17 protein-coding genes are annotated in these 16159 nt (G+C 71.4%); 9 read left to right on the forward strand and 8 right to left on the reverse strand.

The features are described 5' to 3' along the window. Window positions 1-41 precede the first annotated feature (41 nt). A complete protein-coding gene (locus IE257_RS24270; RefSeq protein ID WP_030009547.1) occupies window positions 42-392 on the forward strand; it encodes a WhiB family transcriptional regulator in 351 nt (116 codons plus the stop codon). 29 nt (window positions 393-421) lie between these two features. Here IE257_RS24270 and bagB read toward each other — a convergent pair whose 3' ends face one another. Together bagB and bagA are read right to left on the reverse strand one after the other, a co-directional pair. Then, entirely contained in the window at window positions 422-1810 is a 1389-nt protein-coding gene (bagB, locus tag IE257_RS24275) for an ATPase BagB (protein WP_189971967.1), read from the reverse strand. Next, window positions 1807-2790 (reverse strand): ATPase BagA, encoded by a 984-nt coding sequence (gene bagA, locus IE257_RS24280; protein ID WP_189971969.1) that lies wholly within the window; start codon window positions 2788-2790, stop codon window positions 1807-1809. Before bagA ends, bagB begins: the two co-directional genes overlap by 4 nt. Window positions 2791-2930: 140 nt before the next feature. On the opposite strand from bagA, the gene sp36 reads away from it, so the two are divergent. The 5 genes from sp36 (at window position 2931) to IE257_RS24305 (ending at window position 5813) form a co-directional block, all read left to right on the forward strand. Beyond that, window positions 2931-3092 carry a Sp36 family protein gene (gene sp36 / locus IE257_RS24285; RefSeq protein WP_007264966.1) on the forward strand — a complete coding sequence of 54 codons (162 nt, stop codon included), beginning with the start codon at window positions 2931-2933 and terminating at the stop codon, window positions 3090-3092. Further along, window positions 3089-3562, forward strand: coding sequence for a RidA family protein (locus IE257_RS24290; protein ID WP_189971971.1), 474 nt, complete (start codon window positions 3089-3091; stop codon window positions 3560-3562). Before sp36 ends, IE257_RS24290 begins: the two co-directional genes overlap by 4 nt. Window positions 3563-3766: 204 nt before the next feature. Continuing rightward, window positions 3767-4666: an NUDIX hydrolase gene (locus IE257_RS24295; RefSeq protein WP_189971973.1), complete on the forward strand. Its 900-nt coding sequence runs from the start codon at window positions 3767-3769 to the stop codon at window positions 4664-4666. Next, window positions 4663-5508: an MBL fold metallo-hydrolase gene (locus tag IE257_RS24300; RefSeq protein WP_189971975.1), complete on the forward strand. Its 846-nt coding sequence runs from the start codon at window positions 4663-4665 to the stop codon at window positions 5506-5508. The genes IE257_RS24295 and IE257_RS24300 overlap by 4 nt, the downstream gene beginning before the upstream one ends. Next, window positions 5505-5813, forward strand: coding sequence for a ribosomal protein L7/L12 (locus IE257_RS24305; RefSeq protein WP_189971977.1), 309 nt, complete (start codon window positions 5505-5507; stop codon window positions 5811-5813). Before IE257_RS24300 ends, IE257_RS24305 begins: the two co-directional genes overlap by 4 nt. Before the next feature lie 9 nt (window positions 5814-5822). On the opposite strand, the gene IE257_RS24310 is transcribed toward IE257_RS24305, so the two are convergent. Then, entirely contained in the window at window positions 5823-6641 is an 819-nt protein-coding gene (locus IE257_RS24310; RefSeq protein WP_189971979.1) for a nucleotidyltransferase domain-containing protein, read from the reverse strand. Between the two features lie 94 nt (window positions 6642-6735). Continuing rightward, a complete protein-coding gene (locus IE257_RS24315; protein ID WP_003981529.1) occupies window positions 6736-7410 on the reverse strand; it encodes a Crp/Fnr family transcriptional regulator in 675 nt (224 codons plus the stop codon). A 269-nt stretch (window positions 7411-7679) separates the two neighbouring features. Between IE257_RS24315 and nth the strand changes: the two genes are divergently transcribed. The 3 genes from nth to IE257_RS24330 all read left to right on the forward strand — a co-directional run bounded on the left by nth (window position 7680) and on the right by IE257_RS24330 (window position 10645). Next, entirely contained in the window at window positions 7680-8579 is a 900-nt protein-coding gene (gene nth, locus IE257_RS24320) for an endonuclease III (protein ID WP_372453122.1), read from the forward strand. A 127-nt stretch (window positions 8580-8706) separates the two neighbouring features. Further along, window positions 8707-9429 (forward strand): NUDIX hydrolase, encoded by a 723-nt coding sequence (locus tag IE257_RS24325; RefSeq protein ID WP_189971983.1) that lies wholly within the window; start codon window positions 8707-8709, stop codon window positions 9427-9429. A gap of 13 nt (window positions 9430-9442) precedes the next feature. Beyond that, complete coding sequence (locus tag IE257_RS24330; protein WP_189972124.1) at window positions 9443-10645, forward strand: MarP family serine protease; 1203 nt, start codon at window positions 9443-9445, stop codon at window positions 10643-10645. Between the two features lie 352 nt (window positions 10646-10997). On the opposite strand, the gene IE257_RS24335 is transcribed toward IE257_RS24330, so the two are convergent. From IE257_RS24335 to acs, 4 genes are all read right to left on the reverse strand, one after another. Further along, window positions 10998-11957 (reverse strand): alpha/beta fold hydrolase, encoded by a 960-nt coding sequence (locus tag IE257_RS24335; RefSeq protein WP_189971985.1) that lies wholly within the window; start codon window positions 11955-11957, stop codon window positions 10998-11000. Further along, complete coding sequence (locus IE257_RS24340; RefSeq protein WP_189971987.1) at window positions 11954-12412, reverse strand: phage holin family protein; 459 nt, start codon at window positions 12410-12412, stop codon at window positions 11954-11956. The genes IE257_RS24335 and IE257_RS24340 overlap by 4 nt, the downstream gene beginning before the upstream one ends. Before the next feature lie 60 nt (window positions 12413-12472). After that, on the reverse strand, window positions 12473-13906 hold the full coding sequence (nhaA, locus tag IE257_RS24345; RefSeq protein WP_189971989.1) for a Na+/H+ antiporter NhaA: 1434 nt from the start codon (window positions 13904-13906) through the stop codon (window positions 12473-12475). Window positions 13907-14102: 196 nt separating this feature from the next. Continuing rightward, window positions 14103-16100, reverse strand: a complete 1998-nt coding sequence (gene acs / locus IE257_RS24350; RefSeq protein ID WP_189971991.1) for an acetate--CoA ligase — start codon at window positions 16098-16100, stop codon at window positions 14103-14105. Window positions 16101-16159: the final 59 nt, after the last annotated feature.

Below are 16159 nucleotides of genomic sequence, written 5' to 3' on the forward strand. Positions count from 1 at the left end.
CGCCGTGGGGGAGCCTCGATTCGGGAGAGGACGGCGCCGGGATGGGCTGGGTTACCGACTGGAGTGCGCAGGCAGCCTGCCGCACTACCGATCCGGATGAACTATTCGTTCAAGGAGCGGCACAGAACAGGGCCAAGGCGGTGTGCACCGGATGTCCGGTGCGGACCGAGTGCCTGGCCGACGCGCTCGACAACCGTGTCGAGTTCGGCGTGTGGGGCGGAATGACCGAGCGGGAACGACGCGCGCTGCTGCGCCGGCGTCCCACCGTCACCTCGTGGCGACGGCTGCTCGAAACCGCACGTACGGAGTACGAGCGCAGCACGGGCATCCTCACCATGGATGCAGACGCGGAGATCGACGTGTCGTACGAGACATACGCGGCAGCCGGGTAGACCACACGGCCGCCACGACGTACGGACGCCTACGCTCCGGCCGGTACACCGGCCGCGAGTCGTTCTCCGATCGCCCGCAGCCCGGCGAGGTCGTGCACATCGCCGGGCAGGGCAGCCACTTCCGCCACCGCCACTTCGGGGTGCAGCGAGGTGAAACGATCGCGTGTGCGCTGTTCGCGCGCGATCACCTGCATGCGTTCGGCGTGCAGACGCAGCAGTCCTGCCGTGATCCGGTCTACGACCGCGGTGTCGGTCGCGACACCGCTTTCCGTACTACCGGCTTCGGTGTCGCCTTCCGGGCCGGGGGAGCCTGTCTCGGGAGAGTTCGCGGTCCGTGTGGTCTGAGCGGTCCGTGCTGTCCGGTCGGTCTGGGTGGACCCGGCGGGCTCGGCGGTTCCCGTGGGTTCCGCGCCCGAGTCACGAAGTCCAGCTTTCCCGGACTCCTGATCGACAATGCCGCCTTCTTCAAGATTCTCTGCGGCGGCCAACGCCCGCTCGGCGGACAGCTGGTCGGCGCCACTGCCGTGCACCCGGTTCAGTACCAGACCGGCCAGCGGCATGTTCTCCGCGGCCAGCCGCTCCACGAAGTACGCCGCCTCGCGCAGGGCGTCCGGTTCGGGCGCGGCGACCACGAGGAAGGCCGTGCCGGGAGCCTGGAGGAGCCGGAAGGTCGCGTCCGCCCGGGTCCGGAAGCCACCGAACATCGTGTCCATCGCGGCCACGAAGGTCTGGACGTCCTTCAGCAGCGAGGCCCCCATCAGCTTGCTGAGGGTGCCGGTCATCATCGACATGCCGACATTCAGGAACTTCATTCCGGCTCGGCCGCCCACCTTCGCCGGGGCCATCAGCACCCGGATGAACTTGCCGTCCAGGAAGGACCCGAGCCGCTTCGGCGCGTCCAGGAAGTCCAGCGCGGACCGGCTCGGCGGAGTGTCGACGATGATCAGGTCCCAGTCGTCCCGGGCCCTCAGCTGCCCCAGCTTCTCCATCGCCATGTACTCCTGCGTGCCCGCGAAGCCGGCCGACAGCGACTGGTAGAAGGGGTTGGCGAGGATGGCCCGGGCCCGCTCGCCGTCCGCGTGCGCCTCGACGATCTCGTCGAAGGTCCGCTTCATGTCCAGCATCATGGCGTGCAGTTCGCCGCCGCCCGCCCCTACGGTCTCCACCTTGCGCGGGGTGTTGTCCAGCGAGTCGATCCCCATCGACTGCGCGAGCCGCCGCGCCGGGTCGATGGTGAGCACCACGGCCTTGCGCCCGCGCCCGGCGGCCCGTACGCCGAGCGCCGCGGCCGTGGTGGTCTTGCCGACCCCGCCCGCCCCGCAGCACACGACGATCCGGGTCTCCGGGTCGTCCAGCAGCCGGTCGACCGCCAGCCGCGGCGGAGTGTCCATGCCCACGGTGTCCTCCCCCTCGCTCATTCGGCCACCGACTGCTTCCGCAATTCCCTGGCCAGGGCGTACAGCCCGGCCAGATCCATCCCCGCGCCGAGCAGGGGCAGTTCGTACGTGGGCAGGTCCAGCCCCGTCAGTACGCCGCGCTGCGCGCGCTCCAGCTCCACCCGGCTCGCGTGCTCGGCGGCCTGTGCGAGCAGTGGGTCCACCAGGCGCTCGGCCAGCCCGCCGCGGCGCGCGCCGCCGAGGCCCGCCCGGGACAGCGCCTTCGCCACCTCGGCGCGGTGGTCGCCGGCCGCGGTGCGCAGGGTGTCCTCGTCCAGATGGTGCGGCCGGACCATGTTGACGATGACGCGGCCGACCGGCAGCCCGGCCCCGCGCAGTTCCTCGATGCCGTCCGCGGTCTCCTGGACGGGCATCTCCTCCAGGAGGGTGACCAGGTGCACGGCCGTCTCGGGGGACTTGAGCACCTTCATGACGGCCTGGGCCTGGTTGTGGATCGGCCCGAACCGGGCCAGGCCCGCCACCTCGTCGTTGACGTTCAGGAACCGGGTGATCCGCCCGGTCGGCGGCGCGTCCATGATCACGTGGTCGTAGACGTACCGGCCCGCCCTGTCCTTGCGCCGCACCGCCTCGCAGGCCTTGCCGGTGAGCAGTACGTCGCGCAGCCCGGGGGCGATGGTCGTCGCGAAGTCGATGGCGCCGAGCTTCTTGAGCGCGCGGCCGGCCGAGCCGAGCTTGTAGAACATCTGGAGGTAGTCCAGCAGCGCCCGTTCGGCGTCGATGGCGAGCGCGAAGACCTCACCGCCGCCGCCGGGCGCCACGGCGATCTTCCGTTCCTCGTAGGGGAGTGCCTCGGCGCCGAAGAGCTGTGCGAGTCCCTGCCTGCCCTCGACCTCCACGAGAAGAGTCCGGCCGCCCTCGCGTGCGAGGGCGAGCGCGAGTGCTGCGGCGACCGTGGTCTTGCCGGTGCCGCCCTTGCCGCTGACCACCTGGAGCCTGCTCACAGCGTCCGAGCCTAATTCCTCGGGTTCCGGTCCGGTGGTGCCGGGTGGTTGTGCCGGAGTGTTCGGGGGGTGAGCCGCGTCGGATGCGTCGGTTCCGCGTGCGGCGTGCACCCCGCACGCGAGGCACTACCCTCGCTCCCATGACCAAGAAGTTCGAATATGCGACGGTCCCGCTGCTGGTTCACGCCACCAAGCAGATCCTGGACACCTGGGGCGAGGACGGCTGGGAGCTCGTCCAGGTCGTGCCCGGCCCGAACAACCCCGAGCAGCTCGTGGCCTACCTCAAGCGGGAGAAGGCATGAGCGGCGTTGTCGAGGCGAAGCTGGCCGAGCTGGGCCTGATCCTGCCCGAGGTCGTTCCGCCGCTGGCCACGTACCAGCCGGCCGTGCGGTCGGGCTCGTACGTCTTCACCGCCGGCCAGCTCCCGATGATCAAGGGCAACCTGCCGGTCACCGGCAAGGTCGGCGCCGAGGTCTCGGCGGAGCAGGCCAAGGAGCTGGCCGCCACGTGCGCGCTGAACGCCCTGGCCGCCGTGAAGTCCGTCGTCGGTGACCTGGACAAGATCGCCCGCGTCGTGAAGGTCGTCGGCTTCATCGCCTCGGCCCCCGACTTCACGGCCCAGCCGGGCGTGCTGAACGGTGCGAGCGAGCTGCTGGGCGCCGTACTCGGCGAGAAGGGCGTCCACGCCCGCAGCGCCGTCGGCGTGGCGGTCCTGCCGCTGGACGCCCCGGTCGAGATCGAGATCCAGGTCGAGCTGGTCGCCGGAGCCTGACCCCTCCGGGGAGAGTTCCACGAGCCCGGCCCTCACCGCCCTGCGCGGCGAGGGCCGGGCTCTGCCGCATCCGGCCCCTCCCGCGTTCGAGGAGCGGGGTGCGGGGCCGAGCCAGGGGCTTCGAGGCCCGGCACAGCCCGCCCGCGGCACCGGCCGGGAGGGGTGACCCTCGAACATCGGGCCGGATGGCCGTAGCATCCGGCCATGCCGAATGGTCAGCATGGTCAGCAGCAGCCCCCCGCCGGAGGCCAGTGGTACCCGCCGGAGTGGCCCGACCGCATCCGCGCGCTCGCGGACGGCTCGCTCGTCCCGGTGGAGCCGCGGCGCGCGGCCACCGTGATGCTCCTGCGCGACACCCCCGACGGTCCCGCCGTGCACATGCTGCGCAGGCGGGCCTCCATGGCTTTTGCCGGGGGTGCGTACGCCTATCCGGGCGGTGGGGTCGACCCGCGCGACGAGGAGCACCAGGTCGGCTGGGCGGGGCCCACCCGGGAGGACTGGGCGGCCCGGCTCGGGACCGACCCCCTCACCGCCCAGGCGATCGTCTGCGGCGCGGTACGGGAGACCTTCGAGGAGGCGGGCGTCCTGCTCGCCGGGCAGACCCCGGACACGATCGTCGGCGACACCACCGGGGACGACTGGGAGGCCGACCGGCAGGCGCTGGTGGCGCGGGACCTGTCCTTCGCGGAGTTCCTCGACCGCCGCGGCCTGCGGCTGCGCTCCGACCTGCTCGGGGCCTGGGCGCGCTGGATCACCCCCGAGTTCGAGCCGCGCCGCTACGACACCTGGTTCTTCGTCGCCGCCCTCCCCGAGGGCCAGCGCACCCGCAACGCCTCCACCGAGGCCGACCGGACCGTGTGGATCCGCCCGGCCGACGCGGCCGCCGGGTACGACAAGGGCGAGCTGCTGATGATGCCGCCCACCATCTCCACCCTGCGCTCCCTGGAGCCGTACGCAAGCGCCGCCGGTGCGCTCACCGCCGCCGCCGAACAGGACCTCGCACCGGTCCTGGCCCGGGCCACGCTGGAGAACGGCGAGCTGGTGCTCAGCTGGCCGGGCCACGACGAGTTCACCAAGCGCGTCCGCCCCGGAGGTCCCGCATGACCGACGCCGCCGCACTGCCCGGGCAGCCCCGCGGAGTCGTCACCTCCGGGCCGGCGACCGCCCGAACGGTGAACGTCCTGGCTCCCAATGCCTCCGCGATGACCCTCGACGGCACCAACACCTGGCTGGTGTCCGAGCCCGGTTCGGACCTGGCGGTCGTGATCGATCCCGGCCCGCTGGACGACGTACACCTGCGGGCCGTCATCGCCGCCGCCGAGGGGGCGGGCAAGCGGATCGCCCTCACCCTGCTCACCCACGGCCACCCCGACCACGCCGAGGGCGCGGGACGCTTCGCCGAGCTCACCCGTACGAAGGTGCGCGCCCTGGACCCGGCCCTGCGCCTCGGCGACGAGGGCCTGGCCGCCGGGGACGTGATCCGGACCGGCGGGCTGGAGCTGCGGGTGGTGCCGACCCCCGGCCACACCAGCGACTCGCTCTGCTTCCACCTGCCCGCCGACCGGGCCGTGCTGACCGGCGACACCATCCTGGGCCGAGGCACCACGGTCGTCGCGCACCCCGACGGGCGCCTCGGCGACTACCTGGACTCCCTGCGCCGGCTGCGCTCGCTCACCGTGGACGACGGCGTGCACACGGTCCTGCCGGGCCACGGACCGGTACTGGAGGACGCGCAGGGCGCCGTCGAGTTCTACCTGGCCCACCGCGCGCACCGGCTCGCCCAGGTCGAGACCGCGGTCGAGAACGGCTTCGTGACGCCGGAGGCGGTCGTCGCGCAGGTCTACGCGGATGTGGACCGGTCCTTGTGGCCGGCCGCCGAATGGTCCGTGCGGGCGCAGCTCGAGTACCTTCAAGATCACGGACTCATCCCTGGAGGGCTCGAATGAACACGGTGTTCCTGCTCGTCATGCTGGTCGTGACGGCCGGATGGATCACCTCCGCGGTGACCCTCCGGGTGCAGAGCCTGCAGCGCCAGGCGGACCGGGCGGAGCGCCGCCTGGCCCTGGTGCTGGACCACTTCGGCATCGAGGAGCCGGAGCCCGCCGGGATGGACGAGGTACGCGCCCTGCTCGGGGCGGACCGGCAGATAGCGGCGATCAAGGAGTACCGCCGGATCACCGGGGCGGGCCTGGTGGAGGCCAAGCAGGCCGTCGAGGCCCTCGCGGTGACCGAGCGGTCCGACAAGTCCTGACGCGGGCCCTCACACGCCGCGCCGGCGCCCGCGCGGGGTCTTCGTGCCGTGCCGGGCCGTGTACTCGTCCGCGAGCCACGGACCGAGGTCCTCGACGTACGAGCGCAGCAGCTCCGGATCCGAGACGGGGTCGATCGCCGCGTCGGCCGCCGCCCGCAGCCGGTCCGCGCGCTCCGGGTAGTACATGCCGAAGATCTCCGCGGACTCGCCGAGGTCACTGGTCCACCCGCCCCACTGCGGCATGACGAGCGTGAAGGCCGTGCGCACCAGGTGCCGGGAGAAGAGCCGGCACAGCTTCCGGTACTCCTCCGGGGTCGACGACTCCCGTACGCGCGTCCGCCATTCGGGCAGCAGTGCGGCCAGGTCCCCGTTGGTCTCGCGGGCGAGCAGGCTGTCCGGGCGGTAGCGCGGCAGGTGCTCGGCCAGGTCCGCCCCGAGCAGCGGGGTGCACAGGCACGCGAGGAACCATCCCAGGTCGAATCGTTCCGCCTCGCTCAGCACGGCGGCCTTGTCCCGGAGCAGGATGTCCACGCCGTCGATCTCCGGGAAGTCCTCGTCGAGCCCGCGTGCGAGCACCTCGGCGGTGTCCCGGTCCTCGTCGGAGGGCGCGTGGTGCAGGACGAGCAGCAGGTTCAGGTCCGACGGCCCGGGCCGGGCCGTGCCGCGCGGTACGGACCCGTAGAGGTACGCGCTGTGCAGCCGCCGCCCGTAGGCCTCGGAGGTGCGCCCCCGTACGGCCGCCACGAGGCCGCGGAACTCGTTCTGCACCCGCCCGAGCGAACCCTCCCGCTCGAAGTACCCGTACGCGTCCAGCCCTCTGTGCTCCATGGTTCCACTGTGCCCCTCCGGCCGGCCGGGGCGGGGGAAGCACGGAGGGGTCCTGCCCGACCGGGCAGGACCCCTCCGACGGCTGTGGCCGGCGTCAGCGGGAGCGCTTCGCGAGGCGCTCGACGTCCAGCAGGATGACCGCGCGGGCCTCCAGGCGCAGCCAGCCGCGGCCCGCGAAGTCGGCCAGGGCCTTGTTCACGGTCTCGCGCGAGGCGCCGACGAGCTGCGCGAGCTCCTCCTGCGTCAGGTCGTGCACCACGTGGATGCCCTCCTCCGACTGCACGCCGAAGCGGCGCGACAGGTCGAGGAGCGCCCGCGCCACACGGCCGGGAACGTCCGAGAAGACCAGGTCGGACATCTGGTCGTTGGTCTTGCGCAGGCGGCGGGCGACGGCGCGCAGCAGCGCGGTCGCGACCTCGGGCCGGGCGTTGAGCCAGGGCTGGAGGTCACCGTGGCCGAGGCCGAGGAGCTTGACCTCGGTCAGCGCGGTGGCGGTGGCGGTGCGCGGGCCCGGGTCGAAGAGCGACAGCTCGCCGATCAGCTCGCCGGGGCCGAGGACGGCCAGCATGTTCTCGCGGCCGTCGGGCGAGGTGCGGTGGAGCTTCACCTTGCCCTCGGTCACGACATAAAGCCGGTCGCCGGGGTCGCCCTCGTGGAACAGGGCGTCACCGCGTGCGAGGGTCACCTCGCCCATGGAGGCGCGGAGCTCCGCGGCCTGCTCGTCATCGAGCGCCGCGAAGAGCGGGGCGCGCCGCAGAACGTCGTCCACGAGTCTCTCTCCTATGTCGACCGGCTCAGGGGACCGTGCTCCCCATTTTGCCGGACGGCTCAAACAGTGCGATCAATCACAAGGATGCCGGACGGACGGGCGTGCTGTGCGGCGAGAGGCCAATCGGAGTCGTGTTACCTGAGGTCCGGGCGGGTGTCAGCGCCCGGCCTTAGGCTGGCCGGGTGTCCAATAAGCCGGTGAGAGCACAGGCCAAGGGGTCCGCCGGAGTGACGGAGCCCCAAAATTCTGCCGTGGGCGAACATGTCCCAGTGAAGACGTCCGCGCGGGCCGCGGCCACCCCACAGGGCAAAGTTTCGGCCAAGAATCCGAAGTCGGTCAAGCCGGAATCCCGCCTGGCCATGGTGCGCAGGGCGCGGCGCATCAACCGCGAGCTGGCCGAGATCTACCCATACGCCCATCCGGAGCTCGACTTCCGCAATCCCTTCGAGCTGCTCGTCGCGACGGTGCTGTCGGCCCAGACCACCGACCTGCGGGTGAACCAGACGACCCCGGCCCTCTTCGCCGCCTACCCGACCCCCGAGGACATGGCCGCGGCCGCCCCCGAGGATCTGGAGGAGCTGATCCGGCCGACCGGGTTCTTCCGGGCCAAGTCGAGGTCCCTGCTCGGCCTCTCGCAGGCCCTGCGGGACAACTTCGGCGGGGAGGTGCCGGGGCGGATCGAGGACCTGGTGACCCTGCCCGGAGTGGGCCGCAAGACCGCGAACGTGGTCCTCGGCAATGCGTTCGGTGTCCCGGGGATCACCGTGGACACCCATTTCGGCCGGCTGGTGCGCCGCTGGAAGCTGACCGCGCAGGAGGACCCCGAGAAGGTCGAGGCGGAGATCTGCGCGATCTTCCCGAAGAGCGAGTGGACGATGCTCTCGCACCGGGTCGTCTTCCACGGACGGCGGATCTGCCACGCCCGCAAGCCCGCGTGCGGAGCCTGCCCGATCGCCCCGCTGTGCCCGGCGTACGGGGAGGGCGAGACGGACCCGGAGAAGGCGAAGAAGCTGCTCAAGTACGAGAAGGGCGGCCAGCCGGGGCAGCGGCTGAGCCCGCCCCCGGACTACCCGGGACTGCCGGCCCCGCCGCTGGGCGGCGCCGTCCAGGACGCGGGCCCGCAGGACGCGGGCCCGCAGGACGCGGGCCCGCAGGGCGCGGGTACGTAGGCGCGGGCAGGTGGGGCGGGCGGCGCAGGCACCAAGCACGCAGGGACTCAGGAACGAATCGCTACCAGGGCCGCGTTTGCGGTGTGTGGAGACGGTGTTGGACAGGACGACGCGGACAGGGGTGCCCATGACGCGCGGTACGCGGGACGAGACCGAGGCCAGGGCGGGAGCCCGCGAGGGCGGTGCCCCGGCCGTCACCACCGACGGTCTGCCCGGTTGGCTCGATCCCGTCGTCGAGGCGGCCCGGTCCGTCCAGCCGGGGCAGCTGAGCCGCTTCCTGCCGCCCGAGGACGGCCGCGGGCGGCAGTCCGCCGTGCTCGTCCTCTTCGGGGAGGGCCCCCGCGGCCCCGAGCTGCTCCTCATGGAGCGCGCCGGGACCCTGCGCTCGCATGCGGGCCAGCCGTCCTTCCCGGGCGGCGCGCTGGATCCCGAGGACGGTGATCCGCACACCACCGGCCCGCTGCGTGCCGCGCTCCGCGAGGCCGAGGAGGAGACCGGACTGGATCCTTCCGGCGTCCAGCTCTTCGGTGTGCTGCCCCGGCTCTACATCCCGGTCAGCGAGTTCGTCGTGACCCCGGTCCTCGGCTGGTGGCGCGCCCCGAGCCCCGTCGGAGCCGTGGATCCGGCCGAGACGGCCCGGGTCTTCACGGTTCCCGTGGCCGATCTCACGGATCCCGAACACCGGGTCATGGCCGTTCACCCGCGGGGTCACCTGGGGCCGGCGTTCACCGTCGAATCGGCCCTGGTCTGGGGTTTCACCGCTGGGGTGATCGACCGGATCCTGCACTTCGCGGGCTGGGAGCGGCCGTGGGACCGGTCACGACAGGTCCCGCTCGACTGGCGCGCATGAGACGGTGACCCACGTGAACGTGCTGGACATCCTGTTGCTGCTCGCCGCCGTGTGGTTCGCGATCGTCGGCTATCGCCAGGGGTTCGTCGTCGGCATCCTGTCGGTGATCGGCTTCCTCGGCGGTGGTCTCGTCGCCGTGTCCCTGCTCCCGCTGATCTGGGACCGGGTGACGGACAACGGCACCCAGGTGTCCACCACGGTCGTCGTGATCGCCGTGGTCGTGATCATCATCTGCGCCTCGATCGGCCAGGCCCTGACCACCCATCTCGGAAGCAAACTCCGCCGCCAGATCACCTGGTCACCGGCGCGCGCGCTGGACGCGACCGGCGGGGCGCTGGTCAATGTGGTCGCGATGCTGCTGGTGGCGTGGCTGATCGGTTCTGCGCTCGCCGGGACCTCGCTGCCCACCCTGGGCAAGGAGGTCCGCAACTCCAAGGTCCTCCTCGGCGTGTCGCGGGTGCTGCCCGACCAGGCGAACACCTGGTTCTCGGACTTCAGCTCCACCCTCGCGCGCAACGGCTTCCCCCAGGTCTTCAGCCCGTTCTCGAACGAGCCCATCACCGAGGTACGGGCGCCCGACCCGGCGCTCGCCGGCAGCCCCGTCGCCGAGCAGGCCAAACGCTCGATCGTGAAGGTCGTCGGCACCGCGCCCAGCTGCAGCAAGGTGCTGGAGGGCACGGGCTTCGTCTTCGCGCCCGGCAAGGTGATGACCAACGCGCACGTCGTCGGCGGCGTCGGCGAGCCGACCGTGCAGATCGGCGGCGAGGGCAAGCTGTACGACGCCAAGGTCGTGCTCTACGACTGGGCGCGCGACATCGCCGTCCTGGACGTGCCGAAGCTGAAGGCCCCGCCGCTGGAGTTCTCCGAGAAGGACGCGGCGAGCGGCGGCGACGCGATCGTCGCCGGCTTCCCGGAGAACGGCGCGTACGACGTCCGCCCCGCCCGCGTCCGCGGCCGGATCAACGCCAACGGTCCGGACATCTACCACCGCGGTACTGTCCGACGGGACGTCTACTCGCTGTACGCGACCGTTCGCCAGGGCAACTCCGGCGGACCGCTGCTGACCCCCGACGGCAAGGTGTACGGAGTCGTCTTCGCAAAGTCCTTGGACGACCCCAACACCGGTTACGTGCTGACGGTGGACGAGATCCGCGACGACATCCGGATCGGCAAGGAAGCCGTGCGCCGGGTCGACAGCCAGGGCTGCGCCCTCTGAGTCGCGGCCGCTCCCGCTCCCGCCGGGCGCCTACGTCCGTGGATGGCGCAGGCGCGCGGAGACCCATCGGGCCCGTCGGCGCAGGATGAGCGGAATCCCGAGGCGGGGGTCGTGGCCGTGCCGGCCGGCCCTCTCGTGGGTGCCCGGCGTAGCTGCCGAGCGGCGTTCGTGCGCGGTGTCACCGTAGTCGTGCGTCCAGCTCATACTTCGAGCTGTGCCCGGGCCCCATGGTCCGTAACCCCGTCAGGCGCGGCCAATTGGCCTATGCGCCGGGCAATTGAATGCTCGTCGGACAAGCGCACGGGCGAACTGCCGCCCGTTCAGGGGTGATCGCCGCCCGGCCGACGGTCCGTCAGCGGTCCGGCTCGGGGTCCTTGAGCCAGTTCACCAGCTCGGACGAGAAGGCGACCGGGTCCTCTTCGTGCGGGAAGTGCCCGAGCCCGTCGAACAGCCGCCACCGGTACGGGGCTTCGACGTACTCCCCGGAACCGGCCGCACTGCGGGTGCGCATCACCGGGTCGAGCGAACCGTGCAGGTGCAGCGTCGGCACCCGCACCGGCCGCTTCATCCGCCGGTTGAACTGGATCCCGTCGGGCCGCGCCATCGACCGCATCATCCAGCGGTACGGCTCGACCGAGCAGTGCGCGGTGGAGGGGATGCACATGGCCCGCCGGTACACGGCCAGATCCTCGTCCTCGGGAGGCCGCGGACCCGACCACTCCCGGATCAGCTCGCCTACGAGCGCCCCGCCATCGGCGACCAGCTGCCGCTCGGGAACGAAAGGCCGCTGAAAACCCCAGATGTGTGAACTGGCCCGCGTCTGCCCGAAGTCCGACAGCATCGCCGAGCGCCAGCGGCGCGGATGCGGCATGGACGAGACGACCAGCCGGCGCACCAGCTTGGGCCGCATCACGGCCGCCGTCCAGGCGAGGTAGCCGCCCAGGTCGTGCCCGACCAGTGCGGCGTCCGGCTCGCCGAGGGACCGTACGACCCCGGTGATGTCGAGTGCCAGGTTGGCGGGGTCGTAGCCGCGCGGGGTGCGGTCGCTGCCGCCCACGCCGCGCAGGTCCATCGCGACCGCCCGGTACCCGGCGTCGGCGAGCGCGGTCATCTGGTGCCGCCAGGTCCACCAGAACTGCGGGAAGCCGTGCAGCAGCAGGACCAGCGGACCGTCACCCAGCTCGGCGACGTGGAAACGGGCGCCGTTGGCGGCGACGTCCCGGTGCGTCACCGACCGGCCGCCGGGGAGGCCGAGCCGCACCGCCGTGGCAGCTGTGGGAGGAACGCTGGGGTCCGGGGTGGGCGCTGTCATGAGGACGAGCGTGCCACACCCACAGCCTTGTCACTCACCGGCCGCGGGTGCGGCTTGACGGTACCGACCAGTGCGGCGGTCTGCTTGACGGAGGCGATGGACTTCTCCGGCGGCTTGACCTTCTTGAACTTGCGGACGGCGATCAGCGTGAGCACGCCCGCGATCAGCAGGAACGCGCCGCCGACGATGAGGAAGGACCACGCGAGTCCGAGCCCGAGGTTGTGGATCCCGTACGCCGCGGCGAAGGTCAGCACCGGGAGGGAGAAGACCGCGAACACTCCTGCGGCAGCGATGGAGGCGGAACCGCTGCCCACGCGCTTGACGTCCTCGCGGATCTCCGCCTTGGCGAGGGCGATCTCGTCGTGCACCAGCGCGGACATCTCGGCGGTGGCCGAGGCGACCAGCTGGCCGAGTGTGAGCTCGGCTCCCTGCGCCTCTTGGTCCACTGCGCTCATCGCTCTCTCCCTCTGTCGTCTGCTGCCGGGCGGCGCGGCTGTCCTGCGTCGTCAGTCAGATCATGCCGGACGGTCGCCCTCGGTGGTGGACCCGGCTGCTGTTTGGAGCGCGGCGGCGGCCGCGTCCGCGGCCTTGCGGCGGTGTTCCGCGGCCCTGTCCTCGTAGATCCTGGCCATCCGCAGGTGGTACTCGGGGTTGTGCTGCTCGTAGATGTCCGGGATGCCGTCGTGGTCCTCGTCGCGCTCCTCGGCGTCGGTCAGCGCCTTGTACCTGCGGTTGCGGAGCTTGAGCATGACGCACGCGATCACGGCGGCGATCAGCGAGCCGATCAGTACGGCGGCCTTGATCTCGTCGGTGAGGACGGCGTCGCCGGCGAAGGCGAGTTCACCGATCAGGAGGGAAACGGTGAAGCCGATGCCGGCGAGCGAGGCCACGGCCAGTACGTCGGGCCAGGCGAGGTCCTCGTTCAGTTCGGCCTTGGTGAAGCGGGCGGCAAGCCAGGTGCCGCCGAAGATGCCGACGGTCTTGCCGACGACGAGGCCGAGGACCACGCCGAGGGTCTCGGGTCGGGTGAAGACCTGGGCGATGGCCTCGTCGGAGAGGGAGACGCCGGCGGAGAGGAGGGCGAAGAGCGGTACGGCGAGACCGGCCGACAGGGGCCGTACCAGGTGCTCGATGTGCTCGCCGGGGGACTGCTGTTCGCCGTCGCGGCGGGTGCAGCGGAGCATCAGGCCCATGGCGACGCCGGCGATGGTGGCGTGCACGCCGCTGTTGTACATCAGGCCCCAGATGACCAGGGCGAGCGGAACGTAGACGTACCAGCCGCGCACGCCCGTGCGGAGCAGGAGCCAGAAGAGGGCCAGGCCCACGACGGCGCCGCCGAGTGCCAGGAAGTCGATGTCGCTGGTGAAGAACACCGCGATGATCATGATGGCGAAGAGGTCGTCGACGACCGCGAGGGTGAGCAGGAAGGCGCGCAGGGCCGACGGCAGCGAGGTTCCGATGACGGCGAGGACGGCGAGTGCGAAGGCGATGTCGGTGGCGGTCGGGACGGCCCAGCCGTCCGTGGAGCCGTTGCCCGCGATGTTGACGAGTACGTAGACCACCGCGGGTACGGCCATGCCGCAGACGGCGGCGATCACCGGAAGGGCGGCCGCCCGGGGATCGCTCAGATCACCCGCGACGAGCTCGCGCTTGAGCTCGATGCCGGCGACGAAGAAGAAGACGGCGAGGAGGCCGTCGGCCGCCCAGTGCTGGAGCGAGAGGTCCAGCCCGAGGGACGCGGGGCCGATGTGGAAGGAGCGGACCGCGGCGTAGCTGTCGGCGATGGCGGGGATGTTCGCCCACACCAGGGCCGCGATCGCGGCCACGAGCAGCAGCACCCCGCCGACGGTCTCGGTGCGCAGCGCGTCGGCGACGAAGCGGCGCTCGGGCAGGGAGAGCAGGCCGAGCAGCTTGCGGCTCTGGTGGTCGGTGGGGCTGGGCGCGGCCACGAGGGGAAACCTCCGGGGGTCGGTTGGACGGCATGGCGAAGCTCATTGCCGACCAGACTTCCCGGCGCACCCTGTGGTCTTTCTTTATGCTTTCAATATTTTACAGGGCGTACGCGAGGACGTATCCGGCGATCATCACTTTAAGTGCGAAAGGGGCACCCGGCGCGGCGCGCCGGGTGCCCCTTCTGGGTGTGTCTCAGTCCTCGCTGCCGGCGGCCGGAAGCTTGCTCTGGATCAGGTCCATCACCGAGGAGTCGGCGAGCGTGGTGACGTCACCGACCGCGCGGTTCTCCGCGACGTCGCGCAGCAGGCGGCGCATGATCTTGCCCGAGCGGGTCTTCGGCAGCTCCTGGACCGGCAGGATCCGCTTCGGCTTGGCGATCGGGCCGAGCGTGCTGCCCACGTGGTTGCGCAGGTCCGCGACCAGGCTTTCGGTCTCGGAGGCGCTGCCGCGCAGGATGACGAAGGCCACGATGGCCTGACCGGTGGTCTCGTCGTTGGCGCCGACCACGGCCGCCTCGGCGACCGCGGGGTGCGAGACGAGCGCCGACTCGACCTCGGTGGTCGAGATGTTGTGGCCGGACACCAGCATCACGTCGTCCACCCGGCCGAGCAGCCAGATGTCGCCGTCGTCGTCCTTCTTGGCACCGTCGCCCGCGAAGTACTTGCCCTCGAAGCGCGACCAGTAGGTGTCGATGAACCGCTGGTCGTCGCCCCAGATGGTGCGCAGCATCGACGGCCACGGCTCGGTGAGGACCAGGTAGCCGCCTCCGCCGTTCGGGACCTCGTGCGCCTCGTCGTCCACGACGGTGGCGGAGATCCCGGGCAGGGCGCGCTGGGCGGAGCCCGGCTTGGTGGCGGTGACGCCCGGCAGCGGGGAGATCATCATCGCGCCGGTCTCGGTCTGCCACCAGGTGTCCACGATCGGGCACCGGTCGCCGCCGATGTGCTTGCGGTACCAGATCCAGGCCTCGGGGTTGATCGGCTCGCCGACCGAGCCCAGCACGCGCAAGCTCGACAGGTCGAACTTCGCGGGGATGTCGTCGCCCCACTTCATGAACGTACGGATGGCCGTGGGCGCCGTGTAGAGGATGGTGACGCCGTACTTCTGGACGACCTCCCAGAACCGGCCCTGATGCGGGGTGTCGGGGGTGCCCTCGTACATCACCTGGGTGGCGCCGTTCGCGAGCGGCCCGTAGACGATGTAGGAGTGCCCGGTCACCCAGCCGATGTCGGCGGTGCACCAGTAGACGTCGGTCTCCGGCTTCAGGTCGAAGACCGCGTGGTGGGTGTACGCGGCCTGCGTGAGGTAGCCGCCGGAGGTGTGCAGGATGCCCTTCGGCTTACCCGTGGTCCCCGAGGTGTAGAGGATGAAGAGCGGGTGCTCGGCGTCGAACGGCTGCGGGGTGTGCTCGGCGGACTGCCGGCCGACCAGGTCGTGCCACCAGATGTCGCGGCCCTCGGTGAAGGCGGTGTCCTGGCCGGTGCGGCGCACGACGAGCACGTTCTCGACCTGCGGGCACTTGGTGACGGCCTCGTCGATGGCGGGCTTCAGGGCCGTGGGCTTGCCGCGGCGGTATCCGCCGTCCGCGGTGATGACCAGCTTGGCGTCGGCGTCCTGGATGCGGGAGGCGACGGCGTCGGCGGAGAAGCCGCCGAAGACGACGGAGTGCGCGGCGCCGACGCGGGCGCACGCGAGCATCGCGATGACCGCTTCGGGGATCATCGGCAGGTAGACGGCGACCCGGTCGCCGGCCTCGACACCCAGCTCGGTGAGGGCGTTGGCGGCCTTGGACACCTCGTCCTTGAGCTCGGCGTAGGTGATCGCGCGGCTGTCGCCGGGCTCGCCCTCGAAGTGGAGGGCGACGCGGTCGCCGTTGCCGGCCTCGACGTGGCGGTCCACGCAGTTGTACGCGACGTTGAGCTTGCCATCCGCGAACCACTTCGCGAAGGGCGGGTTCGTCCAGTCGAGCGTCTCCGTCGGCTCGGTGGCCCAGGTCAGCCGCCGGGCCTGCTCGGCCCAGAAGCCCAGCCGGTCCGCGTCGGCCTGTGTGTACGCAGCCTCGGTCACATTGGCGGCGGCGGCCAGATCGGCGGGCGGTGCGAACCGCCGCTCCTCCTTGAGCAGATTGGCCAGGCTCTCATTGCTCACGACATCTCCCTTTCCCAGGGTGTCCGTTGTGTCCCCGGGCATAGCTCATCAGTCAGCGGCCCAGGTGACAAGGGGTAGCCGGGAATTGGTTTAGACCTATA

This window comes from Streptomyces avidinii (genome assembly GCF_014650695.1).
GTDB lineage: Bacteria > Actinomycetota > Actinomycetes > Streptomycetales > Streptomycetaceae > Streptomyces > Streptomyces avidinii.